Source organism: Ferrovum myxofaciens (genome assembly GCF_000735045.1).
GTDB classification, from domain to species: Bacteria; Pseudomonadota; Gammaproteobacteria; order Burkholderiales; family Ferrovaceae; genus Ferrovum; species Ferrovum myxofaciens.
On the sequence record NZ_JPOQ01000120.1, the window covers coordinates 1 to 682 of the forward strand.

The window sequence follows — 682 nt, forward strand, 5'->3', positions numbered from 1 at the left end:
CTGTTGAATTGTCTGATTGACGAGGAGTACACACGGCATCCGTTTTATGGCAGCCGCAAGATGGTGATATTTCTCAAGGGGCTTGGCCACACCGTCAACCGCAAGCGGGTACAACGCCTGATGCGAGGGATGGGGTTGGCTGGCATGGCACCGGGGCCAAACACCAGCAAAGCGCATCCTGAGCATAAGGTATATCCCTACCTGCTGCGTGGTGTCGCGGTGGTCAGACCTAACCAGGTCTGGAGTACGGATATAACCTATGTCCGGCTGGCGCATGGCTTCGCCTACCTGGTGGCGATCATCGACTGGTACTCGCGCCGGGTACTTGGCTGGCGGATCAGCAACAGCATGGAAGCGGTATTCTGTGTCGATTGCCTGGAGGAGACTATGCGCACCCACGGCAAGCCGGAGATCTTCAATAGCGATCAAGGTTCGCAGTTCACCAGCGAAGCCTTCACCAGCGTATTGAAGCGCGAAGGCATTGTCATCAGCATGGATGGGCGGGGGCGAGCATTCGACAATATCTTTGTTGAGCGGCTCTGGCGTAGCGTCAAACATGAGGATGTGTACCTGAAGGGCTATGCCTCGATGGGCGAGTTGATGGTGGGCCTGACCGAGTACTTTGCCTTCTACAACAGTGAGCGACCGCACCAATCGTTGGGAAACAGGACGCCTGATATCG

At 56.3% G+C, this 682-nt stretch carries 1 protein-coding gene; it reads left to right on the top strand.

The genetic code is table 11. The features are described 5' to 3' along the window. Nucleotides 1–682: IS3 family transposase (locus IV91_RS0111375; protein ID WP_031598488.1), on the top strand; the 682-nt coding region annotated here is incomplete at both ends.